Raw genomic sequence first — 21,693 nt, 5'->3', positions numbered from 1 at the left:
TCTCTCAGCCCGGGCCATGTGTTGCCTGGGTTTTTTTCTGCCCAAAAACCTTGCGAGCACTAGAATAGTCGCATCTTTGCTGCTTACTTTTTCCTGAAGAGTACATATGTACCATTCGCTGTGTGCTGAAAATTCAGTCGATTTATGCATATCTTTCCTCTCCCGCTCTGTTATATAATAGAGACAGCACCATGATTGACCTAAGGTCGCACCAAAAATACCGGCTTTAGGAGTGTGAGGCAAATGTGGCAGCATGTCGTCTTCGCAATATTCATTGGTGGCCTTGTCGGCGCGGTTGGGCATCTTAAGAAGCACGGGAAGCTGATCATGCCGAAAAGAACAAAGCAATTCATCTATCTCGGCTTTTTGGAGGAAATGGTATTAGGATCACTCGCCTCAGCGCTGCTTGTGTTTTCATCAGATGCAAGCTCCCTCTTAAAGGTAGCATTCCTGTCCATGCTGGCAGGACTTGGCGGTGAAGCTCTGATCCGCAGCCTTGACCTCATCAGGGCCGAAAAGAAATGAAGCAGGAGGAAATGCAGAAGCTATGCTTAAAACAGCAAAAGTAAAGACGTAAGAAGCCTCTCCCGGGAAATTGGGCAGAGGCTCTTTTTATGCCTGAAAACTGTAAACAATTATCTGCATTTCGGTAACCTTTCTGTAACTCTTTTGAAGAGATGGAACGATAATATAAGGTTAGCAAGTGACTACAACTTATTGGAGGCTTTAAAATGAAAAAATTATTATCCATCCTGCTGGCTGCTGTCGCCCTGTTTACTTTCAGCCTTGGCGCCTCGGCCAAATCCGCGAGCGGAGATTTAAGCAGCAAAAAAGCAGTCGAACTGGCGCAGAGCGCACGTGTGCATCACTGGAATGCTATGAACGGACATATCCCATCTAAGAAGAATACAGCCTGCTCCATCAAGACTTTTCAGTACAAAGGCACAGAATATCGCTACCTTTGCAGTGAAATCAATACGAAAGCAAAGCTGACCAAGTACCTTAACGAATCTTTCACCTTAAATGCAATCGATAAAGGCTACAAGAAATACAGATTCATTGAGTATAAAGGAAAAATGGCACAGCCAAATGCCGATGGCGGCAGCCTGCTCCAGTGGAATAAAGCTAAGGCAAAGCTGATCTATTCCAGGAAAGATATCCGCCAGTTTGAATTCACGGTGCCTTACGGCGAAAAGCAGCATGAAAAGAAAAAGGTTACGTTTGTAAAGGTACGCGGGAAGTGGCAAATCAATGCTTTTGATGCAGTGAGATAGTATAAGAAAAGGGAAATACCTTGAACTTTTGTTCAAGGCATTTCCCTTTTTAGCTGGCCGCGCTATTTGTTTATGGCCATCTAGAATATCTGCATCCTACATTAATCCAGGAATTATAAACCCAAAGCATTTATTTTGATCCCAAATGTACCAATGCCAATTAATTCGCCTTCTTCCCCTAGCAGGGGATATCCTACTATATAATGAGTGTGTACTTCATTGTTATATTCATATTCTGCGAATGTTCCTGATGTTTCTTTGGTATCTAGTACTCTTTGTTTAAGAGAGATCAATTTTTGGGAATCGATGCAAAAGCTTAATTCATCATCCCTTGCACCGATAAACTGATTGACTTCCTCCTGATTGGCCGAATCAAAAATCCATGTATATCTCAGATCAAGGTCACTATGCGCAAGCATGCATTTCGTTCGCGTGAACACCTCTTGAAAGGCGGCTAAATCAGACAATAGAAGCGAAGGGTTTATATCTAAAACCTTAGCAAGGTTCCTGCTTATATCCACACTGGGATTTCTTGTACCAGATTCGATCTGCGAATAATAGGCCCGGTCGATAAAAATCGAGTCTGCCACGTCCGCTTGAGTCAGATTTTTATTTTTTCTAAGCGTTATCAGCCAGTCGCGTTTCATACTATTCCCCCCTCTTTATCATAATACGGCCCCCTTGGTGAAAAGAGAAGGAATAGAACTTAGTCAATGTGTAATTTCAATGAATAACGATTGGCCATTATTTCGAATCCGGATTTTGATTGAGATAAAAAAATCTTTCCATAGGAATCTCATCGTAACTGCAGCCCAATTTCCTTTTTACATGGTCATTCAGTGCACTTTCTATATCTTCCACATAAAAATTCACTCTTACATGGCAATGAGCAAGCGCAAGATGATCAGTAAAGCTTTTTGCCAGCTGATCCAGAGGATATATGTGGTCATCCAGAACTTTTTCCTCTGAGTAAACTTCTGCTTTGATGATGTTCGATCTCATTTCGTCAGATGGCAAACTATCTTCCTGAGAAAAATCATCAGGAGTGCTGGGTCTTTTTTCATCAATGATTATCATTCGATACGTTTTATCATCCAAAAAAATGTCCCATGCTTCCAGTTCAGTAGAATTCAGTATCCTGTCAAAGTGCATGCATATAACCCCCTTATCAACTTTTTGCCTGCCTTTACGGCGTAAATTCGCTCTCATATTAGAAGGGTGCAATCACTTATAAACCATGTGCTTAAAATTTTCCCAACCGTCTTGTTATTCCTGCTCTTAAAATATCACGTTATAATTGTATATATTATACAGTTGGGAGATAGACTTTTGAAGAAAATATTAGCTTATGTACTCTTCACACTATTGATAAGTTCAGGATGTTCTAATGAAAATGAAATAAAAGAACTTCCTGCCGTAAGCCACAATTCTATAGAAGAACTGAAAACCTGGTCGCCTACAGCTCGCACAGCTATAGAACTGGAAGGGAAGTCTTTGAATTTATATGGAGAAATAGGGAAATATGCCCTTTCTCCGGATGTAATCAGGGTAGATACCCAAGGAAAACACACTTGGTATTTATGGATGAAACCAGAAGAAAAAAAAGAATTGCTTCATGAGAAAGTTACAATTAAGGGAATCAGCGAGAAGGATAAAAACGAAGAAATATACCTAGCAGACACCAAGTTGGTTGATTTGTCCAGCGATGAAAAACAAAGCATGCCCTATTCGGAAAATGCACTAAAATTTATAGCAAATATTACCCCTGTCAGGGAAGGACGCTGGAAAATAAACACGTATGTGGATAACTCATTACTCGGAACGACGGTCATCGAGGCACAGCCAAAGTAAGGATCAATCCGAAGGAATATAAACATCACAATGGGAATGTTAAGTGTTTTATAGCAGTGCAAAAAGTTTATGCTTCTAACAGTTATATTCATGATCCTAAACAGCAAGTGTGCGTGAAAGCCTTCCTCGACTAAAATTTGATTTATATCTGTTAAAGAATAAAAAAAGGGGACAGAATTTGAAACTGTCCTCTTTTTCCATATATATCGAAAAGTCGACACTTTAGAGTAATAAATCGCACCAAGCGTTAATAATAGCTTAGTTAGATTATTTATCCAGCCGTTGCATAAGCATTAAAGCTTTCAGGACCGACTCTTACTGTTCCGACTGCCGATGCAGTAATGTAGGCGCGATAGACTAGTTGTCCATTTGCTGGCTTAGGCGGATTAAAATCTGCTCCATTGAAGCTAATGACTTGAGGGCCTAAAATTTCTAAACTCAACTGCTGTTCAGCACTATAAACAGTTGTTAGACCAGTTTCTTCAGTACCCCTTACAACTTCAATTGTAACTGATGTTAAAACAGGGAGCAGTGGTAACTGAACGGCTATAGTACCGTTGAAATTAACCCTGATAATGCCAGGTGGTTGTTGTCCAACTTGAAGACCAACACCTCCAAACAATGATTCAGTTCCTACAAGAATAGGAACTGCTGATGAATTGGCAAGACTAGCATTTTGACTAGTGCGACCGTCTAAAAATATCCCCATATTTTTCACCACCTTTCTAATTTTATTCTATGCAAGTCCCAATAAGGCGGATTGGGTTAAGACTATAAATCAAAAACCTATTTTTAAGTTATATTTTTTCGAATTACAGCATTTGATTTAACCACCTATTTACAATGACCTTTAGGGATTTGGCTGATACCCAGCACCTAAAAAGATTAAGTACATACTCTAAAATAAGGTAATGTGCTCCAATTTTTTCTGCCAAATTACCAATAACTTTTAGCTAAGTTAAAAAGGGAGATAAACAATATGAAGCATTATAAAAATATGAACAGTGATCAATTATGAAAATATTGATTGTATCCTATTATCCTCAACCCTCAGTAGGAGGCATTTGGACGTACGTGTCCAAGCTGGTTAATCGATTACGCTCACTTAACCATGAGGTGTCTATCCTTAGCATGAATCTCAAAACGTATAATTACAGAATTCATGACAGGATTGAAGAGCTTACTGAACAGAGTGCCTTTTCTTCTAGCGAAATTTTAAAAGCATATCCAGATTACAATCCGGATAGCTTTATATTTCAAACAGAGGTGTATCGGTACTCTCTTTATAATGCTGCTAGATATTATGGTCTGGAAGACTATGATGTAATTTATGCTCAGGATGTCATGTCAGCGGGAGTAATAGGAAGAATTAAACCCTCTAAAGTCCCTATGGTAATGAGCGCACATGGATATTTGCTAGGTGAAATTTTATTTTATCTTAAGAGTAAATTCCCAAATGCCTCAGATGAAACTCTCCAAAAAACTGAAGTATATAATTTTTTTCAATCTCTTGAAAAGCTGGGGTATTATTACTGTGACATGATTCATTCCCAATCCCAATGGATGAGAGAGCTGATAGTAAACGGCTCACAAGTTCCGGAGGAAAAAGTTGTCTTATTCCCTTACGGAGTAGATACAAGCAGCATTCTTGAAACATTTGGAACCAGTGAAAAGTTGGATACTGGGGGAAAGAAAATCATTATATTCACAGGCAGGCTTGTAACCTTAAAGGGTGTGAACACCCTCATATCAGCTCTTGGCATGCTGGTTAAGGAAAGGCAAGATTGGGAGTGCTGGATTTTGGGAGATGGCGAGGAAAAAACTAATTTGGAACAGCAGTGCAGCAACCTTGGGATTACAAGTTCAGTAAAGTTTTTTGGAAACGTCAAGAATGTTTTCCCATATCTAAAAAGTGCTGATATTTTTGTCCTTCCAGGATTGCAGGACACCCAGCCTCATTCAGTCATGGAAGCACAGTTAGCCGGGCTACCAGTTATCGTAAGTGATGCTACTGGTCTCCCCGAAATGGTTCAGCATCAGATAAACGGATTTATTTTTCGGGCTCATAACATTGAGGCTTTGAAAATTCAGCTTCATTTTCTCCTGGATGACGCAAAAAAAAGGCGTGAGTTTGGAGAACAGTCCATCCGATGGGCATTGAATAAATGGGACTATAATTTGATGGCAGAAAATGTCCTTACAATGTTCACTCAAGCAATCTCAAAAAGTCAGTTTAATTCATAAACATCATACTCTTTATTTGCAAGTTTCCTATTTCATTTATATATATTTAGATTTTGGGGAGTAAGGGTTAGTGGTATATGTGTAGATGGCTGGACAGTGAAAGAAGATTGATTTGCTGCGAAAAAGACAAGACTCGCTGCTCGTATATTATAGGAGTTTTTTTGCATGCAGAGACAGCATTAATGATCTTTCAGAGGAAATATTGAACCCACCATAAATGGGTGGGTTGAAATTGGACTTTTATTAATTATCATTTAGCATATACTTTTAACAATAACTTTGTGTATTGTCTAATTTTTTTCGCAAGAGATTATTTTACTCTAAGGCGCTGGCCAACATATATGGTATAGCTGCCATCAAGATTATTCCATTGTCTGATTTGATTTATTGTGCTGCCGTATCTCTTGCTTAATCCATACACCGTATCGCCTGCAACAACTGTGTGAAAAACTGCAGTTGCTTTCTTAGGCAGATTAAAGCACTTCACGATTCCATTCACATGGCCGCGGGCAATCGACTCTAAGAAAGAAGCTGACTTCAACTTGGCTGCATCATTAACATTATCAATGAACCCATTCTCCGTTAAAAGTGCCGGCATATTCGATTCCCTGAGCACATGAAAATTCCCGCTCTTCTTTCCCCGATCAGTAAAATTGACCAGCTTCAGAACTTCTGCATGAATGGTGGACTGGTAGGTAGAAGTTCGAGAACCGGCACCTGGATAAATGTAGTCCTCATAACCTGTCCCGCCTCCGGCGTTGACATGGATGGACAGGAAAAAATCTGCCCCCCAGGCATTCGCTTTGCTTGTCCGTTCATTAAGTGTCGGTAAGGTATCACCAGTACGGCTCATTAAGATGGAAACATTGTCATATTCTGATGTCAATATATTTTTAATTCTTGTGGCAATTTGAAGCGTCAGGTTTTTCTCTTGCAGACTATTTCCTGCTGCTCCTGAATCTGTACCGCCATGACCCGGATCAATAAAAATCTTTACCATTAATATCACCTCACTATGATGTATGCTTCTATTCAAAAACTGCTTGTACAATACCCCACTTCACTAAAAATCTCATATCAATCTTCTTTTCAAGCCAAAATAAATAAGCCGCCAGCAGGCGGCCATTTCTAATAAATATATTTCTGGCAGAGGCTAACATTTGAGAATGCATGAAATAAAAAACCCCTCAATACCAATGGTATCAAGGGGCTAAATCTATTAATACATCTGCAGGTACTGCTCGCGCTCCCAAGGGTGAACTTGCGTACGGAACATATCCCACTCAATTTCCTTCGCTTCAATGAAGTGTTCGAAGATGTGCTCCCCGAGGGCTGAAACCATGATTTCATTGCTCTTCAGCTGGTCAAGCGCCTGGGCTAGTGTTGCAGGAAGATCTTCAATGCCTTCTGCTACGCGCTCTTCTTTGTTCATCACGTAAATGTTGCGGTCTACCGGTGCAGGAGGAGTCAGTTTGTTCTTGATTCCATCAAGCCCTGCTTTTAATAGCACTGCCATAGCCAGGTATGGGTTGGCTGCCGGGTCAACGCTGCGGACTTCAACACGTGTGCTCATGCCGCGTGATGCCGGGATGCGGATAAGCGGTGAACGGTTCCTTGCAGACCATGCCACATAGCAAGGTGCTTCATAGCCGGGCACAAGGCGCTTATAAGAGTTGACAGTCGGGTTCGTTACAGCTGTGAAAGCCGGAGCGTGCTTGATGATGCCGGCGATGAACTGGCGGGCAGTATCGCTTAGCTCAAGGTTTCCAGTAGTATCATAGAATGAGTTCTTGCCTTCATTGAACAGGGACATATTGCAGTGCATCCCTGATCCGTTTACGCCGAACAATGGCTTTGGCATGAATGTTGCGTGCAGGCCGTGCTTGCGGGCGATTGTTTTAACAACTAGCTTGAATGTCTGGATCTGGTCGCATGCAGTCAGCGCATCAGCATATTTAAAATCGATTTCATGCTGCCCTGGAGCCACTTCGTGGTGGGAAGCTTCAATTTCAAAGCCCATTTCTTCAAGCTCGAGCACGATGTCGCGGCGGCAGTTTTCGCCAAGGTCTGTCGGCGCAAGGTCGAAGTAGCCTCCGTTATCGTTCAGTTCAAGAGTAGGTTCGCCCTGCTGGTCAAGCTTGAACAGGAAGAACTCCGGCTCAGGTCCGAGATTGAAGTCTGTGAAGCCTAATTCCTTCATCTCATCAAGGATTCTTCTCAGGTTGTTGCGCGGATCGCCATCAAATGGAGTCATATCCGGGTTGTAGATATCGCAGATCAGGCGGGCAACCTTGCCCTTTTCAGCTGTCCAAGGGAATACAACCCAAGTGCTGAGGTCAGGATACAGAAGCATATCTGATTCTTCAATGCGGACGAAGCCTTCGATGGAAGAGCCGTCGAACATCATTTTGTTGTCCAGCGCTTTTTCAAGCTGGGAAATCGGGATTTCCACGTTTTTGATTGTTCCGAGGATATCCGTAAATTGAAGGCGGATAAATTTTACGTTTTCTTCTTCAGCAATACGTTTAATGTCATCTTTAGTGTAGTTAGCCATTAGTTTTTCCTCCCTTAGGACACATCAATTTTATTTAATGGAAAAAGCGGGACATATCTCCCTGGCGGAGTGAATGCCGGTTGAATCGGCCGGCCTGCATCATTTCCTGCCTCAGGAGCTTTCTCAATTCATCATCAGACAAATCGCGCCTTACTTTTTCTGCTTGCTGCTGTACTTCAGCTGATAATGTTTGTTCCTGCATGGCGAATAATTGCTTGATTCCCGCCATATTGACTCCCTGATCGATCAAATCCTTGATCTCCAGGAGCTTATCAATATCATTTAAGGAAAAAAGCCGTCTATTTCCGTCAGTTCGTGCTGGAGAAATCAATTGGTGCTCTTCGTAATAGCGGATCTGCCTGGCCGTCAGCTCAGTCAGCTGCATTACAGTCCCAATTGGAAATAGCGGCATGGAACGGCGTATTTCACTGCCTTTCATCCGATTTCTCCTCCTTTTCAAGCATTTCTTGTGTTTATTATATGTAATGTAAGATTTGTTGTCAACCTTATGTAAGGTTTTATAACATTAAAAACACAAAAAATTTTCCCCCTGACAAAAATTAAAAAGGACAGCCTCTGCTGCCCTTTTATATATTCACCTATTAAAGTTGTATTAAACCCTTTTTTGCTAAAAGGTTGACCGCTGTGCATACGGCAATTTTTACATGCGAGTATGTGAGCCCCCCCTGGACATAGGCCACATACGGCGGACGCGTCGGTCCATCGGCGGTAAGCTCAATGCTCGCACCCTGGATGAATGTGCCTGCCGCCATGATCACATCATCTTCATAGCCCGGCATATAAGCAGGATAAGGGGTTACATGGGAATTGATCGGAGATGCATATTGAATGGCCTGGCAGAATGCCACCATTTTATCCCGGTCATCGAACTGGACGGATTGAATCAGGTCTGTCCTCTCTGCATCCCATTTTGGCGAAGAATTCATCCCGAGCATTTCAAGCAGTGCCGCAGTGAATACTGCCCCTTTCAGTGCTTGGCCGGCAACATGCGGAGCAAGGAAGAATCCCTGGTACATCTCCTGGAGACTGTATAGGGAGGCTCCCGCTTCCGCACCGATCCCTGGCGATGTCATTCTGTAAGAGCAAGCCTCAACCAATTCCTTTTTGCCGACAATATAGCCGCCGGTTTTGGCAAGGCCGCCGCCTGGATTCTTGATGAGGGATCCGGCCATCAGGTCAGCGCCAACATGGCAAGGCTCCATTTCCTCGATGAATTCCCCATAGCAATTGTCCACAAAGACGACCGCGTCCGGCTTGATTCCTTTTACAAACTCAATCATTTCCTTGATCTGGGAAATTGTAAAAGAAGGCCTGACAGCATAGCCTTTAGACCGCTGTATTCCGATCATCTTCGTATTCGGCTTAATGGCGCTCCTGACGGCTTCAAAATCCACATAGCCAGCCTCACCGAGCGGAACGCTGCTGTAGCTTATGCCGAATTCCTTCAGAGAGCCTGTCCCTTTGCCTCTGATGCCGACGATTTCTTCAAGGGTATCATAAGGTTTACCGGTCATATAAAGCAGTTCATCCCCTGGGCGGAGGATACCGAAAAGAGCGGTAGAGATGGCATGTGTTCCTGAGATGATCTGCGGCCTTACAAGACCTGCTTCCCCTCCGAACACCCTCGCATATATTTCTTCAAGTGTATCCCTTCCGATATCATCATACCCATAGCCTGTCGAAGGAATGAAATGAGAATCGCTTACCTTATAATGCTGAAAGCTTTCAAGCACCCTGAACTGGTTGGCTTCGATTCTTTGGTCAATCTTTTTATGAACGGATGCAATTTTTTCTTCTGCCTGTGAAGCCAGTTCTTGAATCCGGCTTCCGTATTCTAAATGCTGAAACATGCTGTTCTCCAATCCAAGAGCCGGAGGGTTCATTCCCTCCGGCCTTTTTTATACTGTGTATTTATTTAATTCTCCAGTGATCTGGTGATCTTCAAGGGCATATCCTTTGCAGAGATAAACCTCTGTCTCTTCCTGGAATGAGAGCTCCCTCAATATGGTTTCGTTTTTCAGCTGCGACAGCAATCTGCCTTCAGTTGACGGAATTTCTACCTGATAAGGCTTCATCATGCCCAGGACAAGCTCCTCGATTTTCCGCTTCAGCATGCTGCGGTCCTGATCCGCAAATGCGCTGATCACAACGGATTCGGTCTTTGCCGATGGAACGAAATCCGGATGCACCTGGTCACTTTTATTATAAACCGCCAGCTGCGGGATGTGCTGGATATCAAGATCCTCGAGCAGCTTGTTCACGGTCTTTTCATGCTGAAAATAATCCGGATTTGATGAATCAATGACATGTAGCAGCAGATCTGCTTCACTCACTTCCTCAAGCGTCGACCTGAAGGCTGCAACAAGCGTTGTCGGCAGATCCTGAATGAACCCGACCGTGTCGGTTGCAAGCGCCAGATAACCGCTTGGGAGGATGAGCTTCCTTGTCATCGGATCAAGCGTCGCAAAGAGCTGGTTCTCTTCAAAGGATTCAGCTTCGGCAAGCCGGTTGAACAGGGTCGATTTCCCGGCATTTGTGTAGCCGACAAGGGCGATCTGGAACGCTTTATTTTTTTTGCGGCGCTCGCGGTATCTGTCCCTGTGCTGCACAATGACAGACAGCTGGGACTTAATATCATCGATCTTCCTGCGGATATGGCGGCGGTCGGATTCAAGCTTCGTTTCCCCCGGCCCCCTTGTCCCGATCCCAGCACCAAGCCTGGAAAGCTGGATACCCTGCCCGCCAAGCCTTGGGAGCAGATACTGTAGCTGGGCAAGCTCAACCTGCAGCTTCCCTTCCTTCGACCTGGCCCGCTGTGCGAAAATATCAAGGATCAGCTGAGTCCGGTCAATGACCCTGCTGTTCACTTCATTGGAAACATTCCTGACCTGGCTTGGTGAAAGTTCATCATTGAAGATGATCAGGTCTGCTCCAAGCTCTTCCTCAAGCATCTTTAATTCTTCAACCTTGCCTTTTCCTATATATGTAGAAGGATGGATTCTTTCTCTTTTCTGGGACAGCTCGGCGAGCACCTTGCCGTTGGCTGTTTCTGTCAATGAGGCAAGCTCTTCCATTGAATACTGGAAATGCCTGTCGTCCTCGCCAGTCTGGCAGCCTACGAGAATAACCCTTTCGAATTTCGTTTTATTTTCCAAGTAATCCCTCTTTTCTGTATAAGTCTTCAAACATAATCACGTACAGCTGACCTTCAAATATCATACCAAAAATATGCTTTCCATCCTACTATTTTCACCAGCCTGAGCGCTTTAAAACCCTTCTGTTTCTTATTCTTTTCCGCTGCTGGAAAATAAAGATTGAAAAATCATATTTGCATGTTAAAATCATATTTGGTTTGAATAGAATTTTATGCAGGGGAATACGCAAAACGCACTGCCTTATATAAATGAAAAGCTGGCCTGCTACGGCCTTCACCAGAGGAGAAATGCACCATGACTTGGGAAGTATTGAGCATGATTGGCACGATTGCTTTTGCAGTAAGCGGCGCGATCATTGCCATGGAAGAAGAATATGATATTTTAGGGGTTTACATACTCGGGATTGTGACAGCGTTTGGCGGAGGCGCCATCCGCAACATTCTGATCGGGGTACCGGTTTCAGCCCTTTGGGAGCAGGGGATGTTCTTCCAGATTGCCCTGCTGTCCATTACAGCGGTATTTCTGTTCCCTAATAATCTGTTAAGGCACTGGCAAAAATGGGGGAACTTCTTTGATGCAATCGGCCTTTCTGCCTTTGCGATCCAGGGTGCGATTTACGCATCGGAAATGGGCCATCCGCTCAGCGCTGTCATCGTGGCTGCTGTCCTGACAGGAAGCGGCGGAGGCATCATCCGCGACCTTCTTGCCGGAAGGAAGCCTCTGGTGCTGAGATCGGAAATCTACGCAGTCTGGGCCATCCTCTGCGGCTTTGCCATCGGGCTCGGGCTGGCAGACTCGGCCGTTGCATTATACAGCCTGTTTGTGTCCATCACCCTTCTCCGGGTGCTGTCATACACCTATCACTGGAAGCTTCCGGCGAGGCGGCTTGGCGCAGCCAGGCAATAAAATACAGAAAGCAAAAAGCAGGCCCGGCAGCCTGCTTTTTTTTCTTACAAGATAAGAAAATATAACTTTTACGAATTTGATTACTGTCTAGCTCCAGCGCCTACCCCCTCAAGGTCACAAGCCAATCATCCCAAAAAGGCAAAGAACGCCTTTCCGGGATGATCGTCTTGAGGCCCCCAGGATGGGGGTTATGCAGACGTTGCCACAGGACGTGGCGTTCTTAGTCTGCGTTCCTTAAGGGTGAACAAGGCGCTTGCGCTTTTCTTACATATCTTCTTCAAACATTAAATCATTGCTTCTGATCGTCATCAGCTCATGCCGGTCGAAATGGCTTTGCATCAGCAGCCTCATCGCCTGTGCACGGATCGATTTTTCAAGGATATTGCGGATATAGCGCCCATTGGAAAAAGCGGTTGTGCTGATATCCGATTTTGCCCACACAAGATGCTCCCGCAGCTTCTTCTCCGCTTCATGGCTCAGGGAATATTCTTTTTCCACCAGCATCTTTTGCGCGATTTCCATCAGCTGCTCGATTGTATAATCAGGAAAATCGATGACGAGCGGAAATCTTGAATGAAGTCCGGGATTGAGTGTGAGGAAATAATCCATTTCCCTTGAGTAGCCGGCAAGAATCAGGATGAACTCGTGCTGCCGGTCCTCCATATGCTTGACAAGCGTATCTATCGCTTCTTTGCCAAAATCTTTCTCTCCTCCCCTGCCGAGTGAATAGGCCTCATCTATGAAAAGAATGCCGCCGATTGCCTTCTTGATAAGGTCACGGGTCTTTTGTGCAGTGTGGCCGATATATTCACCGACAAGATCGGCTCTTTCCGCCTCGATCAGATGGCCTTTGGCAAGGACATTCATCCTGAGGAATAGCTTGCCGATCAGCCTGGCGACCGTCGTCTTCCCTGTACCCGGGTTTCCCTTGAACATCATATGCAGAGCCTGTTTCCCTGCCTTCAGCCCTGTTTCTTCCCTTTTCTTGTTCACATATATCCATGCATAAATTTCTTTTATCATCCGCTTCATTTCTTCCATGCCGACAAGAGCCCCGAGCTCTTCCTCAATTTCTTTAAGTGCTGCATGCTCCTGAGGCAATACCCTTGGAACAACTTGGATGTCCGGGCTTTCCTTTGTAAATGGCTTCCTTTTCTGCGAATTGAGCACAATGCTGATCTGGCCATTATTTTTCATGCGTATCGGCTGGTCCAAAGCTTTCACCTCACTATTTCCCACCAGTATACTCCCTGAAGCTGACTCTTGTGACAAATGCCTATCTTTCAGGCAGAAAAAAAGCCATATTTACTGCTGAAGCGACATATTATCGGATTTTTCTCCATACAGGAGCTTCCAGATGTCATATCCTGCGGTTTCCCGAGAAATAACCGTTATTTTTATATATATTCACAAGCCTCCAAAATCATTAAAGAAAGTTGCTGAAAAGGGAAATTGTTCTTTCAATATCGCTTTGTTAAACTCTGTTGGTGATAAATGTTTAAATGGAATGATAAACCAGGAAGTCCTATCCTTGATTGAGTGTCAGCCAAGCCTTAAAATAAGCGGAGATTCTACTGTTAAGCTGCTGAATTTGGCCAGAGTAGGTATAAATAAGCGGAGAATTTCCGGTTAAGGGTAGCGAAGGTGTCCGTTTTCCTGTTTTCTGAGTTGATAGTTGTAATTTCTCCGTCTATTTGAGCTGTTTTTAGTGTTTTTTCGAAGTTAAGGGGAGTTCCTCCGCTAATTTCCACCTCAGCCTGTCACTGATTCCCTCATTCAGGCTCGTGAAAGTCCGCTCTTTTATAGCTGGGCGGGGAATGGCTCTTAGATGAATTTTAACTATCGAGTGTGTCAGTGTAATAAGCAAGTATAAGTAATATCACCATTGAACTTTAACTTAGCCTTCAATATAAAAAGTCCGCTCCCAGGAAGAAGCGGACTTGCGTTTATAGTATGGACTATTGCTGTCCTTCAAGATCGATCTGGACGTTGCGCTGCGGAGAAAAAGTGGAAATGGCATGCTTATAGACCAGCTGCTGCTTCCCTTCTGATTCAAACAGCACCGTGAAGTTATCAAACCCTTTGATCTGCCCGCGCAATTGGAATCCGTTCAAAAGGAATACAGTCACCCCTGTGCCGTCCTTGCGAAGCTGGTTAAGAAATTGGTCTTGAATATTAACGGATTGTTTCATGATAAATCCTCCTCTTTTGTCTCTAATATTATGTATTCGATTTTATTTGAAGCTTTCCTTCAATATACGCAGAAATTTCCGCGATTTTTTTTTCAAGCAAGCCTGGATCGGATACATATGTCATATCAAACCATTCCACATTCATCTTGTTTCGAAACCAGGTCAGCTGCCTTTTTGCGTATCTGCGTGAATTTTGCTTCAGATTTTCGACCGCGCCCTCTAAAGAGATGCGGCCGTTTATGTATTCATAGACTTCCTTATAGCCGATTGCCTGGATTGACTGGCAGTCCTTCAGCCCCTGCCTGTGAAGAGCTTCGACTTCTTCCAGAAGGCCATCGTCCATCATTTTATCAACCCGGCTGTTGATCCGATCATACAGCTTTTTCCGGTCCATGGAGAGCCCGATGATGCTTGTATCATACAGCAGCTCAGGCACCTGCTGTTCCTGGTACTGGGACATGGTCTTTCCTGTACAATGGTATACCTCAAGCGCGCGGATCACCCTTCTCGTGTTATTGGGGTGCATTTTTTCGGCACTGGCAGGATCGATTTCACAAAGTTCCTTGAATAGGCTCTCTGCCCCTTCTGCTTCAAGGCGCTTTTCCAGCTCACCCCTGAAGGCGTCATCTGACGGGGCTTCTGAAAATTGATAGTCATAGATGACGGATTGTATGTAAAGGCCTGTTCCCCCAACAATCATAGGCATTTTCCCCCGGGAAGCGATGCAGGCGATTTCCTTTCTGACGAGCTCCTGGAATTCAGCTGCTGAAAAAGGTTCATTTGGCGCTTTAATATCAATCAAATGATGGGGGATCCCATCCATTTCGTTCTCTGTAATCTTGGCTGTCCCTATATCCATGCCTTTATAAATCTGCATAGAGTCGCCGCTGATGATTTCAGCATCAAACCTTTTGGCCAATTCAATGCTGAGCCTGGTTTTGCCGACAGCTGTCGGGCCGATCAGCACGATCAATTTCTGCTTTGTATCCAATCCATTCACACTGCCTTTATCTTTCATTCTCTGGGCCATAAGGGCTGTTGATCCTTTTGGCTTTCCTATATCCTACCATAACTTGACTGTGCAGTTGAATATCTATGCAGTATTGCCAACAAGGTTTTTCTTTATTCAGCCAATTCCTCCCTTTTATTTTACCATTTATGATAAAAATTTCATCATTCATTACATTTATTTAACGATTCGATAACATTCGTCAGAAGACCCCCTTTTTCGTGCTAATGTTACAGAAGATTATTAGGCAATCATAATGAAAGAATAGGTGATAGGATGATTTCAACTTCTGAAATTGGAATTGACTTAGGAACTGCTAATATACTGGTGTACAGCAAAAATAAAGGCATCGCCCTTAACGAACCTTCTGTTGTGGCCATTGACACAGATACAAGGAAGGTGCTTGCTGTCGGCACGGAAGCAAAGGAAATGATCGGCAAGACGCCGGGCAAAATCGTTGCCATCCGTCCTTTGAAGGATGGAGTAATTGCTGATTATGATATTACGACCGAGCTGCTTCGCCATGTCATGAGACAGGCATCGAAAAAGCTTGGCTTTGCCATCCGCAAGCCGAATGTGGTGGTCTGCACACCATCAGGCTCAACAAGCGTTGAAAGAAGGGCCATCCATGATGCTGTCCGGAATGCGGGAGCAAAGAAGGTTCACCTGATTGAAGAGCCTGTAGCTGCAGCAATCGGGGCAGGGCTTCCGGTCGATGAACCAGTCGCGAATGTAATCGTCGATATCGGCGGAGGATCGACAGAAGTGGCGATCATTTCATTTGGCGGAGTGGTAGCCTGCCATTCTGTCCGCATAGGCGGAGACAGGCTTGACGACGATATTATCCAATATGTGCGCAAAGAGTACAATGTCCTGATCGGGGAAAGAACAGCCGAACTGGTCAAAATGGAAATCGGCTATGCCCTCATCGACCATGAGGAAATGAAAATGGATATCCGCGGCAGGGATCTGGTAACAGGACTGCCGAAGACCATTAGCCTTACCTCATATGAGATCAGGGATGCAATGAAAGAATCCCTGCTTCATATCCTTGAAGCGATCCGGGCCACTCTTGAAGACAGCCCGGCAGAACTGAGCGGCGATATAGTGGACCGCGGCGTTATCCTCACAGGAGGCGGCTCACTGCTGAATGGCATGCAGGACTGGCTTTCACAAGAAATCGTCGTTCCCGTCCACCTCGCGTCCAGCCCGCTTGAATCTGTAGCAATCGGGACAGGCAAGGCGCTTAAGTTTATTGATAAGCTGCAGACAGCAGTGAGATAGTGTATTTCTTTTTAAAAAAACAGCCTATAAACGGTCTTTCATGCCGTTTATAGGCTGTTTTTTATGGGCAGCAACTGCTGAATAATTTTAAGCCTCGTTGGATATAATCAACAACTAGATAATATAATAGGAGGCACCCATTATGTTCAAGATGGTCCAGGACCTGAATGAAAGAGCCAGCCGGCTGGAATTGGAATACTGGCTGATTGAAGATTTATTCAGTCCGCACTGGTGGTTCATTACTATCTTAAATCTATTATTCATACTTCTGTTATTGGTTCTGATTGACCGCTACCGGCTGATGCAAATGAGCCTTGCTTTCCTTATAAGTTTTATCCTTGTCGGGATTGTGGATGAATTAGGCTATTTTTATGGCCTGTGGACCTATCCGCATCAGTTTATAACCGTCCTGCGCTCTTTCAATGCTGTTGATTTTGCGGTTATTCCGGTTATGATCACTTTAAGCTATCAATTCTTCCGCAAATGGAGAAACTATCTGATTGCCAGTGCGGCCATTTTCCTATTCGTCTCGTATATCATGATTCCATTGTTTGTGCATTATCGTTTATACATTTTGTATAAATGGAATTATACCTATTCGTTCTTGTCACTTTTTGTTTTAGGCATAGTGGTAAAAGCTTGTTCCGACTGGATTGGCAGACGAGCAAAAAGTCCTTAAAAGACAGACTTCCTGGAACTTTGCCCGTTTGTTTATCCCCCAGTCATGGCTTCAGCCGGACAGATTTTTTTGCAGCAGGTTATATTTTATCAGAAGCGCGGCTAGATCCATTCCGCTCCGGTCCAGGTGAAAACCTTTTATCCCAGACCTGCCGGCTCCTTCAATATTGATCAACTTGTCATCAATAAAGACGCTTTCCTCACCTTTAGCATTCATACAGTCAAGGGCTTTTTGATAGATAGCTGGATCCGGCTTTTCGGTATGTACAAAAGCAGAGAGAATGATGGTTTTAAAATAGTGCCGTATCCCCAGCCTGCTGAACACCTGGTCCATACTGGGCATCGCATTCGAGATGACAGCCAGTTCATAATTCCTGCTCAGCTCTTCCAAAACAGGGATCACCTCAGGGTAAAGCTCACAGTGGGCTGCATAATGAGTTTCAGAAAACAATTCATCTCCTAGTGCCTCATCACCGAGCTCCCTTGCCATCGTCCCATAAAACCTTTTATAAAAGTCCTCTTCTTCCTGAAAAGACGTCACAAAGGGTGTCTGTATCCCTTTAGCCGCTATAATGCTTTTCTCTATTTCTGAAAGACTGAATCCTTTCTTCACCAGGAACTCCTGAACCCTTTCACCCAGTTTTACAGGTGTATCAAAAAGTACACCGCCCGCATCAAAAAAGATCCACCGGACTTCTTTTTTCAGTTTAATGGCTTTTCCGTTTTGGCCACCTATCACTTTTCCTCTGTGCCCCTCAGCTCTGTAATCCTGTTCACAAAGCTTTCCTTGTACTCTGTATACGCTTTAATGCCTGTGGAAATATTCTTAATATAATCAAGCTTCAGCTGTACATATTCTTTTCTTGCATCTTCGTTATCGTTTAAATAGTCCCTGAAGAAAAGGAGATTCTTCCATAAAACTCCTTCATATTCGACAAGATGCAGGAAATGGGTTTTGATTTTATAATCTTCATCCGCAAATCTGGCAAAAACCATTTCCCCTGGCCGTTTGACTTTCAATTGAAGAAATCCTGCGGCTCTCAGTCCGGCAATCAGTTGTTTATCAATAGCAGCCAGGTCTTCAACAGCTGCCATAACATCGATGACGGGTTTGGCTGGGATGCCTGTGATTGCGGTGCTGCCAATATGTGCAATATGGCTGTCAGGGATATTTGTGTTTTCCAGCAGATTTTTGCGCACCTTTTGAAATTCTGTTTTCCAGCCTGGTGAATGGTCTGCCAGCCTCACTTCATCAGGATTTAAGCCGAGCAGCATACAATATCCTCCCCCTTCCAGTTCTCAATCATTATTTCGCTGTTCTTGCCTTATTTCCCTTCTGCCGAAACTATACTGGAAGGTGTGTAAAACGGATGCAGGCAGAAATCAGGATCTTTGTTTACATAATATTATTATCATAACCTTCAACTCTGGCTCTCATTGACAAATTGTTCTGACACTATACACTATGAATAACTACTTGAAAGGATGATAGGATGAAATTTTACATCGGCTCAAGTTTTTCCAATATTTCTCAGGTTCGGGAGCTGGCGGCATTCTTAAAGGAGCAGGGTTTTCGGCAAACCTATGACTGGACCAGCAATAGCCGGGCTGAAGATGCGGAGGAGCTCCGCTCAATCGGGGAAGCTGAATTTGCAGCAGTGAAGGAAGCTGACTTTGTTGTCATTCTCCTTCCGGCAGGGAAAGGAAGCCATATTGAGCTTGGTTTCGCCCTTGGCTTTGGGAAACGGGTGTATCTATACGCTGGGGAAGATTTGACGGATAACCCGGCTGAAGCTTCCACCTTCTATTTTTTGCCGCAGGTTATCCATCTCATCGGCACATTTGAAGAGTTGAAAAAGGAGCTTATCAAAAGAGAGTGCAGAAAAGAAAGCAGATAAGACTGGAAATCGGGCGTTAAACACGATATGCCCTTCCTGCCAGAAGGGCATATCGTATTTATTCTTCCACTGCCATATTATCCATCCTCATGGCAATGGTGCCTACCCCTATCAATACGCCTGACTGATCGACCAGAGGATAGCCGATAAAGCAATAATTATAAGATTCTCCGTTGTGGAAACAGCTGTCATAGACGGAGACGGTCTTTTGAGTATCGATGACCTTCTTTTTCAGGTCGAGTATTTTCTTTGCATCAATCGTGTAATTAAGCTCATCATCCCTGGCACCGATAAAATGCTGGACCTTCTCCATGCCGGTCGGATTATAGACCCATGTATAGCGGAGGTCGAGGTCGCTGTGGGCAAGGATGCTTTGGGTCTGGAAAAATGCATCCTGAAAAGCATTGGTATCTGAGAAAAGGAGCAAAGGATCAATGTTAAGGACCCTGCCGATCGATCGGCTGATTTCTTCGCTCGGATTTCTCAAGCCGGATTCAATTTGTGAATAATAGGCTCTGTCTATATGAATAAGCTCTGCAATTTCTGCCTGGGTCAGATTCCTTTTTTTCCTGAGTCTCACAAGCCAATACCTTTTCATTTCATTTCGCCTCCTTTTCTATCATATAGAAAGCCCTTCCTCTGTGGGAAGGGCTTTCTGCAGGATTTCATAAAACTTTTAAAATATAGGTAAGACATGACAGAACTACATGACTCTTTTAAACATCTTTTCCATTTCATAGGTAGAATAATGGATGATAATCGGACGGCCGTGCGGGCATGTGAACGGGTCTGACGATTTGCGGAGCATATCAAGCAGAGCCTGTATCTCATCATTGCGCAAATGGTGGTTGGCTTTGATAGAAGCTTTGCAGCTCATCATGATGGCTGCTTCTTCCCTCAGCTTTTTCACATCGGCCTTTTTCATGGAAAGCACTTGTTCAATCATATCCTCTATGATCTGCTGCTCTTCTCCCTTAGGGAACCACTGGGGGTGGGACCTAACAATGAATGTGTTCTGCCCGAAGTGTTCCAGGAAGATCCCGACCTTTTCAAGCTCAGCAATATGCTCATTGATCTTAATATATTCATCTGCAGGGTACTCAAATGTCAGTGGAACGAGCATTTCCTGCAGCTCGCTTTCCACCTGGCCGACTTTGTCCCTGAAATACTCGTACTTGATCCGCTCCTGGGCAGCATGCTGGTCAATGACATAGAGTCCGCGGTCATTTTGGGCGAGAATATAGGTGCCATGCATCTGGCCGATCGGATATAATGGCGGCACCCTGTGAACGGCAGAAGCTTCCGGCTCTGCTGTCCCCTCGATCACCTCTTCTTCATCATCTTCCAAAAAGGCTTGGCTTTCCGCAGGCTGTTCGGCCTTGAATGGAAATGCCATGCTGTCAGTCCGCAGTAAATCCTGCGGCTTAAATGCCGGTGCTTCCTCATGTTGCCGGACAGCTATTTCCTCTTTAATGAACATTGGCTGTCCGGATTCAGATGGGGCCTGCCTGCTGTCATTCTGCCTGTTCTGAGCCTGTTCCTTATATTCCATCTCCTTTTCCGGAAGATGGTCAAGTTCAAAAAAGGTCTGCTCAGACTTCGGTGTTTCAGCCCTTGCCGGGGCAAAGCCGGCAGGAATCAGTTCCTGTGACTTGAAGACCTCTTTAATGGTACCCGCTACAAGCTCATTCAGTTCATGCTCCTTACTCAGCCTGACCTCCATTTTGGAAGGGTGGACATTGACATCCACAAGCAGCGGATCCATCTGTACATTCAAAAGCACAATCGGATAACGCCCGATCGGCAGCAGGGTATGATAGCCTTCCTGGATCGCTTTAACCAGCGGATAATTCTTGATGAACCGGCCGTTGATCATTGTTGAAATATAATTGCGCGAAGCGCGGGTGATTTCCGGGAGCGCGATATAGCCATGAACATGGAAGTCGAGCGAGCTTGCTTCGACGGGAATCATTTTCTTGACAATATTCATGCCATAAATAGAAGCCAGCACCTGCTGGACATTTCCGTTCCCGGCTGTATGCAGGAGCTTCCGGCCATTATGGACAAGGCGGAAGGACACCTCGGGATGGGCAAGTGCGAGGCGGTTGACCACGTCGGTAATATTCCCAAGCTCCGTGTGGATCGTCTTCATATATTTCAGCCGGGCCGGTGTATTATAAAACAGATCGGAAATGGTGATATCTGTCCCTTTCCGGCTCGCGGCCTTTTCAAATTCCGCAACCTTTCCGCCTTCAATCAGGATCCTTGTGCCTGCATCTCCTGTCGAGGTCTTCAGCTCCAGCCTGGAGACAGAGGCGATGCTGGGCAGCGCCTCCCCTCTGAAGCCGAGTGTCCGGATGCGGAACAGATCATTTTCATCTTTGATCTTGCTTGTGGCATGGCGCTGGAAGGCCGTCATCACATCGTCTTCTTCAATGCCTTCCCCGTTGTCAATGATGCGGATTTTTGCGAGGCCCGCCTCTTCTGCATCAATTTCGATTATGGTGCTTCCCGCATCAATGGAATTCTCCACCAGCTCTTTTACGACAGATGCCGGCCGTTCGACCACCTCACCTGCGGCAATTTTATTGGAAAGGGCATCATCGAGCTGAACTATCTTTCCCACG

The 21,693-nt window shown here is 44.6% G+C and carries 25 protein-coding genes; 9 read left to right on the top strand and 16 right to left on the bottom strand.

Annotated elements, in window-relative coordinates; translation table 11 throughout:
- The first annotated feature begins 243 nt into the window (after nucleotides 1-243).
- Both N288_RS09620 and N288_RS09615 read left to right on the top strand, forming a co-directional pair.
- On the top strand, nucleotides 244-525 hold the full coding sequence (locus N288_RS09620; protein ID WP_009791596.1) for a DUF4257 domain-containing protein: 282 nt from the start codon (nucleotides 244-246) through the stop codon (nucleotides 523-525).
- Between the two features lie 206 nt (nucleotides 526-731).
- Nucleotides 732-1,274: an IseA DL-endopeptidase inhibitor family protein gene (locus N288_RS09615; RefSeq protein ID WP_009791595.1), complete on the top strand. Its 543-nt coding sequence runs from the start codon at nucleotides 732-734 to the stop codon at nucleotides 1,272-1,274.
- Nucleotides 1,275-1,387: 113 nt separating this feature from the next.
- Here N288_RS09615 and N288_RS24660 read toward each other — a convergent pair whose 3' ends face one another.
- Complete coding sequence (locus N288_RS24660; RefSeq protein ID WP_009791594.1) at nucleotides 1,388-1,921, bottom strand: helix-turn-helix domain-containing protein; 534 nt, start codon at nucleotides 1,919-1,921, stop codon at nucleotides 1,388-1,390.
- 97 nt (nucleotides 1,922-2,018) lie between these two features.
- Nucleotides 2,019-2,372, bottom strand: coding sequence for a hypothetical protein (locus N288_RS09605; RefSeq protein WP_156917002.1), 354 nt, complete (start codon nucleotides 2,370-2,372; stop codon nucleotides 2,019-2,021).
- A gap of 231 nt (nucleotides 2,373-2,603) precedes the next feature.
- On the opposite strand from N288_RS09605, the gene N288_RS09600 reads away from it, so the two are divergent.
- Entirely contained in the window at nucleotides 2,604-3,125 is a 522-nt protein-coding gene (locus tag N288_RS09600) for a hypothetical protein (protein WP_022543745.1), read from the top strand.
- Nucleotides 3,126-3,396: 271 nt separating this feature from the next.
- Here the strand turns inward: N288_RS09600 and N288_RS09595 are convergent, their stop codons facing one another.
- A complete protein-coding gene (locus N288_RS09595; protein WP_009791591.1) occupies nucleotides 3,397-3,834 on the bottom strand; it encodes a hypothetical protein in 438 nt (145 codons plus the stop codon).
- 305 nt (nucleotides 3,835-4,139) lie between these two features.
- Between N288_RS09595 and N288_RS09590 the strand changes: the two genes are divergently transcribed.
- Nucleotides 4,140-5,369, top strand: coding sequence for a glycosyltransferase family 4 protein (locus N288_RS09590; protein WP_035401290.1), 1,230 nt, complete (start codon nucleotides 4,140-4,142; stop codon nucleotides 5,367-5,369).
- Nucleotides 5,370-5,679: 310 nt separating this feature from the next.
- On the opposite strand, the gene N288_RS09585 is transcribed toward N288_RS09590, so the two are convergent.
- The 6 genes from N288_RS09585 to hflX form a co-directional block, all read right to left on the bottom strand.
- Nucleotides 5,680-6,369, bottom strand: a complete 690-nt coding sequence (locus tag N288_RS09585; protein WP_009791589.1) for an N-acetylmuramoyl-L-alanine amidase — start codon at nucleotides 6,367-6,369, stop codon at nucleotides 5,680-5,682.
- 28 nt (nucleotides 6,370-6,397) lie between these two features.
- Nucleotides 6,398-6,541 (bottom strand): hypothetical protein, encoded by a 144-nt coding sequence (locus tag N288_RS25090; protein WP_022543744.1) that lies wholly within the window; start codon nucleotides 6,539-6,541, stop codon nucleotides 6,398-6,400.
- Nucleotides 6,542-6,588: 47 nt separating this feature from the next.
- Nucleotides 6,589-7,923, bottom strand: coding sequence for a type I glutamate--ammonia ligase (gene glnA, locus N288_RS09580; protein WP_009791587.1), 1,335 nt, complete (start codon nucleotides 7,921-7,923; stop codon nucleotides 6,589-6,591).
- A 34-nt stretch (nucleotides 7,924-7,957) separates the two neighbouring features.
- Nucleotides 7,958-8,362: a MerR family transcriptional regulator gene (locus N288_RS09575; RefSeq protein ID WP_009791586.1), complete on the bottom strand. Its 405-nt coding sequence runs from the start codon at nucleotides 8,360-8,362 to the stop codon at nucleotides 7,958-7,960.
- A 163-nt stretch (nucleotides 8,363-8,525) separates the two neighbouring features.
- Nucleotides 8,526-9,794: a methionine gamma-lyase family protein gene (locus tag N288_RS09570; protein ID WP_009791585.1), complete on the bottom strand. Its 1,269-nt coding sequence runs from the start codon at nucleotides 9,792-9,794 to the stop codon at nucleotides 8,526-8,528.
- A gap of 48 nt (nucleotides 9,795-9,842) precedes the next feature.
- Nucleotides 9,843-11,099 (bottom strand): GTPase HflX, encoded by a 1,257-nt coding sequence (gene hflX / locus N288_RS09565; RefSeq protein ID WP_022543743.1) that lies wholly within the window; start codon nucleotides 11,097-11,099, stop codon nucleotides 9,843-9,845.
- A 294-nt stretch (nucleotides 11,100-11,393) separates the two neighbouring features.
- Between hflX and N288_RS09560 the strand changes: the two genes are divergently transcribed.
- Nucleotides 11,394-12,005, top strand: coding sequence for a trimeric intracellular cation channel family protein (locus tag N288_RS09560; RefSeq protein WP_009791581.1), 612 nt, complete (start codon nucleotides 11,394-11,396; stop codon nucleotides 12,003-12,005).
- 264 nt (nucleotides 12,006-12,269) lie between these two features.
- On the opposite strand, the gene spoVK is transcribed toward N288_RS09560, so the two are convergent.
- Nucleotides 12,270-13,220, bottom strand: a complete 951-nt coding sequence (gene spoVK, locus N288_RS09555; protein WP_041825244.1) for a stage V sporulation protein K — start codon at nucleotides 13,218-13,220, stop codon at nucleotides 12,270-12,272.
- Nucleotides 13,221-13,362: 142 nt separating this feature from the next.
- Here spoVK and N288_RS09550 point away from each other — a divergent pair, with 142 nt between their 5' ends.
- Nucleotides 13,363-13,638, top strand: coding sequence for a hypothetical protein (locus N288_RS09550; protein ID WP_022543741.1), 276 nt, complete (start codon nucleotides 13,363-13,365; stop codon nucleotides 13,636-13,638).
- Between the two features lie 325 nt (nucleotides 13,639-13,963).
- On the opposite strand, the gene hfq is transcribed toward N288_RS09550, so the two are convergent.
- On the bottom strand, nucleotides 13,964-14,197 hold the full coding sequence (hfq, locus tag N288_RS09545; protein WP_022543740.1) for an RNA chaperone Hfq: 234 nt from the start codon (nucleotides 14,195-14,197) through the stop codon (nucleotides 13,964-13,966).
- A 28-nt stretch (nucleotides 14,198-14,225) separates the two neighbouring features.
- Complete coding sequence (miaA, locus tag N288_RS09540) at nucleotides 14,226-15,227, bottom strand: tRNA (adenosine(37)-N6)-dimethylallyltransferase MiaA (protein WP_022543739.1); 1,002 nt, start codon at nucleotides 15,225-15,227, stop codon at nucleotides 14,226-14,228.
- Between the two features lie 255 nt (nucleotides 15,228-15,482).
- Between miaA and mreBH the strand changes: the two genes are divergently transcribed.
- Complete coding sequence (gene mreBH, locus N288_RS09535) at nucleotides 15,483-16,490, top strand: rod-share determining protein MreBH (RefSeq protein WP_009791505.1); 1,008 nt, start codon at nucleotides 15,483-15,485, stop codon at nucleotides 16,488-16,490.
- Nucleotides 16,491-16,632: 142 nt separating this feature from the next.
- The gene (locus tag N288_RS09530; RefSeq protein WP_009791506.1) at nucleotides 16,633-17,169 is read left to right on the top strand and encodes a CBO0543 family protein; all 537 of its coding nucleotides are present in this window, start codon (nucleotides 16,633-16,635) and stop codon (nucleotides 17,167-17,169) included.
- A gap of 51 nt (nucleotides 17,170-17,220) precedes the next feature.
- Here N288_RS09530 and N288_RS09525 read toward each other — a convergent pair whose 3' ends face one another.
- Both N288_RS09525 and N288_RS09520 read right to left on the bottom strand, forming a co-directional pair.
- Nucleotides 17,221-17,907 carry an HAD family hydrolase gene (locus N288_RS09525; protein WP_009791507.1) on the bottom strand — a complete coding sequence of 229 codons (687 nt, stop codon included), beginning with the start codon at nucleotides 17,905-17,907 and terminating at the stop codon, nucleotides 17,221-17,223.
- On the bottom strand, nucleotides 17,904-18,443 hold the full coding sequence (locus tag N288_RS09520) for a GrpB family protein (protein ID WP_009791508.1): 540 nt from the start codon (nucleotides 18,441-18,443) through the stop codon (nucleotides 17,904-17,906). Before N288_RS09520 ends, N288_RS09525 begins: the two co-directional genes overlap by 4 nt.
- A gap of 218 nt (nucleotides 18,444-18,661) precedes the next feature.
- On the opposite strand from N288_RS09520, the gene N288_RS09515 reads away from it, so the two are divergent.
- On the top strand, nucleotides 18,662-19,066 hold the full coding sequence (locus N288_RS09515; RefSeq protein WP_009791509.1) for a nucleoside 2-deoxyribosyltransferase: 405 nt from the start codon (nucleotides 18,662-18,664) through the stop codon (nucleotides 19,064-19,066).
- Between the two features lie 58 nt (nucleotides 19,067-19,124).
- Here the strand turns inward: N288_RS09515 and N288_RS24655 are convergent, their stop codons facing one another.
- Both N288_RS24655 and mutL read right to left on the bottom strand, forming a co-directional pair.
- Entirely contained in the window at nucleotides 19,125-19,664 is a 540-nt protein-coding gene (locus tag N288_RS24655) for a helix-turn-helix domain-containing protein (protein WP_009791510.1), read from the bottom strand.
- Nucleotides 19,665-19,769: 105 nt separating this feature from the next.
- Complete coding sequence (mutL, locus tag N288_RS09505) at nucleotides 19,770-21,692, bottom strand: DNA mismatch repair endonuclease MutL (protein ID WP_009791511.1); 1,923 nt, start codon at nucleotides 21,690-21,692, stop codon at nucleotides 19,770-19,772.
- Nucleotide 21,693: the final 1 nt, after the last annotated feature.

The organism is Bacillus infantis NRRL B-14911 (assembly GCF_000473245.1).
Lineage (GTDB): Bacteria > Bacillota > Bacilli > Bacillales > Cytobacillaceae > Bacillus_AB > Bacillus_AB infantis.
Note: the sequence above shows the minus strand (reverse complement) of the source record. Positions and strands in the feature narration are given on the sequence as shown.